This is a genomic window from Pseudomonadota bacterium, assembly GCA_039815145.1.
In the GTDB taxonomy this organism is placed as follows: Bacteria; Pseudomonadota; Gammaproteobacteria; order Steroidobacterales; family JBCBZW01; genus JBCBZW01.
On record JBCBZW010000196.1, the window covers coordinates 1 to 6971 of the forward strand.

The following is a 6971-nucleotide window of genomic DNA, read 5'->3' on the forward strand; positions in this document are numbered from 1 at the left end:
AGGCGCCCTCGATGACGAAGCCGTTGCTGCCGTCGAGATCCGCCAGGGGCAACTCGGCCGGCAGCGCCGGCTCGCCGAAGACCACGTAGGCGGCGCCCGCCGCCTCCAGGCCGTTCGGCTCCGCGTCGAAGGCGCCGATCAACAGGTCGTCGAAGCCATCGGCATTGATGTCGCCGATGCCGTCGACGGACCAGCCCGTGCGGTCGTCCTCAGCGACGCCCAGGAACACAACGCCGACCGAGCCGTCACCCCCGTTGGCGCTGAACAACGTGGATAACTCGAAGCGCGCGGGAAACTCGGCGTGTGCAGCGTTGCATTGCAGTAGCAACGGTGTGAGCAGGGCGACAATCGAGCGAGCGGCGGAGTGGCGGCAGGTGCTGTCCATAGCATCTTCCTCGGTTTTACTTATTGTGCGCCCTTGGTTCGGCTGGCGAGCCGGGCAGTAGTTCTCCCACAGTCGAGATAATGCAGCTGATGGGGTCACTAGGAAACCCCTGCGTAGTCCCTGGCGCGGCTCTGCTTCGATGACGCTGCAATGAGGTGCCCGCCCACCTCGATGCCGCAGCCCTCCCAAGTCCGCCCGGATCATCTATCACGTTTCGGGAGGATTGCGCCTCGCTCAACGCGCTACCGTGCCGGCCTGGAGCGGGATTGCGCGCCTATCGTCGGCGATTCTGGATCTTTCGATACGCTAGCTGCGCTGACGCTCCAACCTCCTTCGATCGTGCACAGCGGAGCCCATCAGACGATGTTGCACCGACTCATGCTGGCCCTCGTCCTCGCCGGCCTCCCGGCGATCACCCACGCCTCGGGGACCCACGGCCGCGCGCCGATCCGACAGGTAGACCCGCGCCATCGGGGCGCGTCGACCCATCACCGCAAAGGACTACCATGCGCGCGCTACTACTCACCGCTACGCTAGCCAGCCTGTTCGTCACCCTGCCGCTCCAGGCTGCACCTGATGCCGAGCCATGGTCCCTGTGGGATCAGAGCGACGAAGCGAACCCCACCTCCATCGAGCATGCAGCCTGGGGAGAGTTCCTCGCCAGCTACGTGGTGGAGGACGGCAGCGGCGTAAACAAAGTGACCTACTCCCGCGTTTCCGCGACCGACCGCCAAGCCCTGCGGACCTACATCGACACGCTCACGGCCATAGACCCACGCACCCTGCGCAAGGCGGAGCAACTCGCCTACTGGATCAACCTCTACAACGCACTCACCGTGGACGTGGTGCTGAGAAACCCTGGCAAGGGTTCGATCCTGCGCATGGGCACCGGGCTCCTGAGCATCGGCCCCTGGGGAGATCCGCTGCTGACGATCGCGGGAGAGGAGATCAGTCTCAACGACATCGAGCATCGCATTCTTCGCTCGCTCTTCGCGGATCCTCGCATCCACTACGCGATCAACTGCGCGAGTCTCGGCTGCCCGAATCTGCTTCGTACCGCCTACACTGCCGATACGCTCGATGAGTTGCTCGCTCGCGGTGAGCGGGATTTCATCAACCATGAGCGCAGTGTGGCCTTCGATGCCCGCGGTCGCCTAAGACTGTCAAAGATCTTCTCATGGTATGCGGACGACTTTGCCGCAGACGAGTCCGAGCTACTCGCCTACATCGCCCGCCATCACGAGACCCTCGGCGACGAGGTCGCAAGGTACGAGGGCAAGGTGCGTTACCACTACGACTGGAACCTGAACGCGGCCCAGTAATCGGTCGCTCCGCCTATCTGGATTTCTACCATTCAGGAATAGTGCCTCTCTCCGAGCGCGGATGAATTCGTTATGCGCCTCCCGTAGTTTCCTCGCTCACGATTTTGAGTGACTTCGGGAGAACGCCATGCACGCGAGCTTGTTAGCTCTTAGAGTGCTACACGTGCATCGACTAATTTCCCTCGGTGCCGTCTCTGCCATCGCCCTCATCCCCTACAACGCCCACGCGGGCGCCTGGACCCTGCCCCGGGGTGACGGCTACAACAAGTTCGCGGCCAACTACTTCTGGGCTAACGATACCTTTGGCCCTGGTGCGGATGGCTTCGAGCAGTTTGAAGACATCACCGTGAACTACTACGGCGAGTACGGCCTGCGTGACAACCTCACGCTCATCGGCCAGCTCCCCGTGCGCATTTCCTCCAACGACTCGCTCACGGGCGATACGGACAACTTCGGCGTGGGCGACGTGGACCTGGCCCTGCGCTACAACCTCGTGAACAGCGACTGGGTGCTGTCCACGCAATTCCTCTACAAGCTGCCGTTCCTCTACAGCGAGGACGCCGAGCTTCCCCTTGGTAACGGTCAGTCGGACTTCGAGGGGCGCCTGCAGCTGGGCAAGTCGCTGCACCCCTTCGGCTACTTCGGCGCGGAAGTGGGCTATCGCGTGCGCCTGCAGGAGCCCAGCGATGAGCTCCGCTACCTCGTCGAGTATGGCTTCGACGCCAGCAAGAACGTCTACCTGCGAGCCAAGCTCGACGTGATCCAGGCGGTGGAGAGCACGCAGGTGGACTTCGTCGAGGGCGGTAACCCCAACTTCCCCAACGCCTTCGATCTCGGCCGTGTTGAGGCGTCGATCGGCTACAACTTCAACAATGGTCACGCCCTGGAAGTGACGTACACGCGCTCGGTATTCGGCGACAACATCCTCGATGGCGACGCCATCCAGTTCGGCTACGTCTACGCCCTCAAGCGAGGCCGGTAAGCACGTGCGTATCATTACCCTCGCCACCGTCTTTGCCCTCGCGCTCGTGGGGCTGGCGTATTCCCTGCCCGCCAGCGCCGCGCAAGCGAAGACGCCGGCCAGAACGGCCCTCGCTCGCGCCGCCCTGCCGCGCGGCACTGCGCGGGAGTTCGGCACGCCCCCCGCGGTGCCGAGCGCTGCGCCGAGTCCGCAGCTGCAGGCAGCGCTGGACGCCAGCTTCGGGGATATTGGCAACAACCGCTGGGGAGACGCGCAGCGCGAGGCCATCCGCGTCATCGGTGCATCGGGCGACCCTCGCCAGGCCTGGTTGATCCTCGACCTGATGAGATTCATCACCAATCCGGAGCTCATCGCTGAGTTGGTGTTGGCCCTGAACAGCCTGCTGGACGTGCACTTGGACCCCTTCGATGCCTGGCAGGACGTCACGGAGCGCCTGATCGCCTGGGACATCGCCGCGCCGCCGGATTATCTGCGCTATAAGCGCGCCATCTACACCGCGGTGTTTCCCGAGTGGGAAGCGCTGTTCCACCCAGGGGACATCGATTGGCGCCACGTGACCTGGGGTGGGGTGCGCATCGACGATCGTGCCTTCGACCAGACGGATGCGCCGTGCAACTGCATCCCCGCCGCCGACAATCCGCCGGTGAGCAGCGCCGAGGAGGCCACCTGGCTGGATGACGATGCGATCGTCTTTGGCATCGGCATCAACGGCGAGTATCGCGCCTATCCGCGGCAGATCATGGAAGTGCGCGAGATGGTGAACGACACGCTGGGCGGACGTGACCTGGGCATTCCCTACTGCACCCTGTGCGGGTCTGCTCAGGCGTGGTTTACGGATCGACTGCCCGACGGCGTCGAGCGCCCCGTGTTGCGCACGTCCGGGCTGCTGATTCGCGCCAACAAGGTGATGTACGACCTCACCACGCACACGGTGTTCGACACCTTCCTCGGGACGGCCGTCGCCGGGCCCCTCGCTGAGCGCGGGGTGCAGCTGACCCAGGCCAGCGTGGTGACCACCACCTGGAGCGCCTGGAAGGCCGCCCACCCCCAGACCACGGTGTTGGTGGAGCGCCTGGCGCTGGGGCGCAATTTCGACTTCCGCAACGGTCGCGATGCGAACGGCCCGATCTTCCCCATCGGCGACGTCGATCCACGCCTGCCGGTGCAGGAGGACGTGCTGGGCGTGATCACTCCCGGCGGCTCGCCCCTGGCCTTCCACGTGCCCAGTCTGGTCGCCGCCCTGGATGCCGGGGAGAGCGTGCACGTCGACGGCGTGGAGGTTGTCCTGGACGCCCTGGGTGTGCGCGCGGTGGATGCTAGCGGCAACGATCTCGGCACCCACCAGGCGTTCTGGTTCGCTTGGTCGCAATTCCATCCCGGCACCCGGCTGTGGCCGGAGTCCAGGTGACCATGGCAGGCGCGCGCCGAATGGCCCGCTGTGGCCTGGCCGCGTTGGCCCTGCACAGCGCGGGCGATGGGCTCGCCCAGGCGTCGGCGGCCGACTCATCCGCCACCGAGGATCTGCACATCGAGACCGTCGTGGTGACCGCCACCAAGCGGGCCACGGACCTGCAGGAAGTCCCCAGTTCCGTCGCCACCCTCAACGAGGAGCAGCTGCAACTGATCGGCAGCGCTGGCGACGACATTCAGTTCTTGTCGGCACGCTTGCCCAGTCTCACGCTAGAGAGCTCCTTTGGCCGCATTTTCCCGCGCGCGTACATCCGCGGTCTCGGCAACACGGACTTCGACCTGAACGCCTCCCAGCCCGTATCGTTCATCTACGACGACGTGGTGTTCGAGAATCCTGCCCTCAAGGGTTTCCCCATCTTCGACGTGGCCCAGGTCGAACTTCTGCGTGGACCTCAGGGCACGCTGTTCGGGCGCAACACGCCGGCCGGTATCTTGAAGTTCAACAGCGTACAGCCGAGCCAGGACGTCGACGCCTACCTGACCACTAGCTTCGGTCGTTTCGATGCCCTGCAGGTGGAAGGCGCCGCCGGTGGCGGGCTCAGTGACAGCGTGTCGGTACGGGTGTCCGGTCTGTACCAGCGTCGCGACGACTTCATCCGGAACCAGGTGCTCGGCGAGGCGGGCGATGCCGGCGGTTTCGACGAGTTCGCCTGGCGGGCGCAGCTCGCCTTCGAGCCGAGCGATGCGTTTTCGTTGCTGCTCAATCTGCACGGCAGACATCTGGCGGGCGGGCAGACCAGCTTCCAGGCCAACGCCTTCGCCGTCGGTACGCGCGAACCTCGCCCCGGCTTCGACCGCCAAGTCAGCTTCGCCGACGCCGCCGCGGACAGCGTTCTCGATCTCGACAGCCGCGGCCTGACCCTCAAGGCCCGCTACGCCCTCGGCGGCGTCGAGCTGACCTACGTGGGCGGGGTGGAGACCCTGGATCTGTTCTCTCGCGGCGATGTAGACGGCGGTTTTGGCGCGGCCTTCATCGGCCTCGAGAACTCGGGGCCCCTCGCCGTGAATGGCGACGGCGCCGTATTCACCAGCGATGCGTTCCCAGACGGCTTCGTGCCACCGTTTCCCGCCGAGACCGCTGATGCCATCGACGGTTTGCGCCAAGTCAGCCACGAGCTGCGCTTGGCCAACGATGGCGCCGAGCGCCTGCGCTGGACCGTGGGCTTCTACGCCTTCGATGAGGAGCTGGACATCGACAGCTTCAACTTCGACACGCTCGCCGGCGGCGCACCCAACGGCGAGGCCTTTCAGACCCAGGAGACGGACAGCCGCGCGGTGTTCGCCGCCCTCGCCTACGACCTAACGCAGAAGATCACCGTGGCCGGCGGTGCCCGCTACACGGACGACGCCAAGGACTTCAGCGCCGTGCGCCCGATCGCGCCTTTCGTGGGCGAGGCAGGTGCCCTCGAGCCGATCGCCGTGCAGGTGGGCGATGAAGATCTGTCCTGGGACGTGAGCCTCACCTACGCCTGGACCGACGACGTCTCCACCTTTGCCCGCGTGGCCACGGGATTTCGCTCCCCGTCCATCCAGGGGCGCCTCCTGTTCGGCGATGTGGTGACCACGGCCGACAGCGAGGAGCTGATCTCCTACGAGGCCGGGGTGCGCAGCGTGCTGTTCGACGATCGCGTGCGCGCCAACGTGACGGGATACTACTACGAGATCGACGGTCAGCAGCTGACGGCCATCGGCGGCGCCGGCAACTTCAACCAACTCCTCAATGCCGACCGCGGCGTGGGCTATGGCGTCGAGGCTGAGCTGGACGTGATTCTGAGCCAAGGCCTAACCTTCACCGGCGGCTTCTCCTTCAACGCCACCGAGATTCAGGACCAGGACCTCACCGTGGGCATCTGCGGTAGCCCTTGCACGGTGCTCGATCCCATCGACCCGGTCACCGGCGGCGCCCTGATCGACGGCAATCCGTTCCCCCAGGCGCCGGAGTGGATCGTCAACGGCATCCTCAGCTACGCCCGTCCCCTAGGCGGTGGCGAGGCCTTTGCGGTCACGGACTGGGCCTACCGCAGCGACGCCAACGTGTTCCTGTACGAGTCGGTGGAGTTCACTGCCGACAGCTACGCCGAAGGCGGCGTGCGCGCCGGTTGGCGGCGCGGCCCGTGGGAGTTCGCCGCCTTTGGCCGCAACATCACCGACGCGGTCGGCACGGTCAGCGCCATCGACTTCAACAATTTCTCGGGCATCTTCAATCAACCGAGTACCTGGGGGCTGGAGGTGATCTGGCGCCGCTGAGCGGTAGCCCGATCACCCTGCAGACCGGCGCGGATAAGACGCAGGCTAGCGATAAGGTTTAAAGAAAGACTCGTTACCTACAGGCTTCTCGTGCTGGTAGCGATACACGATGGATACCACCTGCCATAGCGCTTTGAACTCTCCGATATCAAGAAACTTCCGGGAGCTGGTGTCTACATAGTGAGGGAGCAAACAGGAAGGCGCTTTCTGCAACGCTAGATCGGAAAATTTCAGGTCTTCCAGCTCCGCCTCAGGAAAACCGCCGAGACTCTGGAAAAACTCGCGACGTGCGAACATCGATTGATCGCCGTAAATTGCCCCCTCCAGTCGGCAACGCAAATTGTGCGCCAGTGATACCAAGCGCAGCTTCCAGTTATTGGGGGTGAATCGATGGCGAAATCCTCCCCAGTTCACAGCAGCGGGCAGTTCGCCGATTGCCTGCACGCCTGCACCTGATAGTGCTGAATCTGCGTGATGAAACAGCAGCCAGTCTCCCTTGGCGATTTGCGCACCGGCATTCATCTGGAGTGCGCGTCCCGGCAGGCTGTGTGTGAAGGAAAGTTTG

The 6971-nt window shown here is 64.5% G+C and carries 6 protein-coding genes; 4 read left to right on the plus strand and 2 right to left on the minus strand.

Translation table 11 applies throughout. From position 1 onward, the window contains the following. A partial coding sequence (locus AAF184_23915; GenBank protein MEO0425401.1) for an integrin alpha occupies positions 1-385 on the minus strand: 385 nt, incomplete at its 3' end. A 506-nt stretch (positions 386-891) separates the two neighbouring features. Here AAF184_23915 and AAF184_23920 point away from each other — a divergent pair. From AAF184_23920 to AAF184_23935, 4 genes are all read left to right on the plus strand, one after another. After that, positions 892-1707: a DUF547 domain-containing protein gene (locus AAF184_23920; GenBank protein ID MEO0425402.1), complete on the plus strand. Its 816-nt coding sequence runs from the start codon at positions 892-894 to the stop codon at positions 1705-1707. A gap of 163 nt (positions 1708-1870) precedes the next feature. After that, on the plus strand, positions 1871-2689 hold the full coding sequence (locus AAF184_23925; GenBank protein MEO0425403.1) for a hypothetical protein: 819 nt from the start codon (positions 1871-1873) through the stop codon (positions 2687-2689). 4 nt (positions 2690-2693) lie between these two features. After that, positions 2694-4097 carry a DUF3179 domain-containing (seleno)protein gene (locus AAF184_23930; protein ID MEO0425404.1) on the plus strand — a complete coding sequence of 468 codons (1404 nt, stop codon included), beginning with the start codon at positions 2694-2696 and terminating at the stop codon, positions 4095-4097. 2 nt (positions 4098-4099) lie between these two features. Beyond that, complete coding sequence (locus AAF184_23935) at positions 4100-6406, plus strand: TonB-dependent receptor (protein ID MEO0425405.1); 2307 nt, start codon at positions 4100-4102, stop codon at positions 6404-6406. Between the two features lie 45 nt (positions 6407-6451). Here AAF184_23935 and AAF184_23940 read toward each other — a convergent pair. After that, positions 6452-6971 (minus strand): hypothetical protein (locus AAF184_23940; GenBank protein MEO0425406.1); only part of this gene is annotated, 520 nt, incomplete at its 5' end.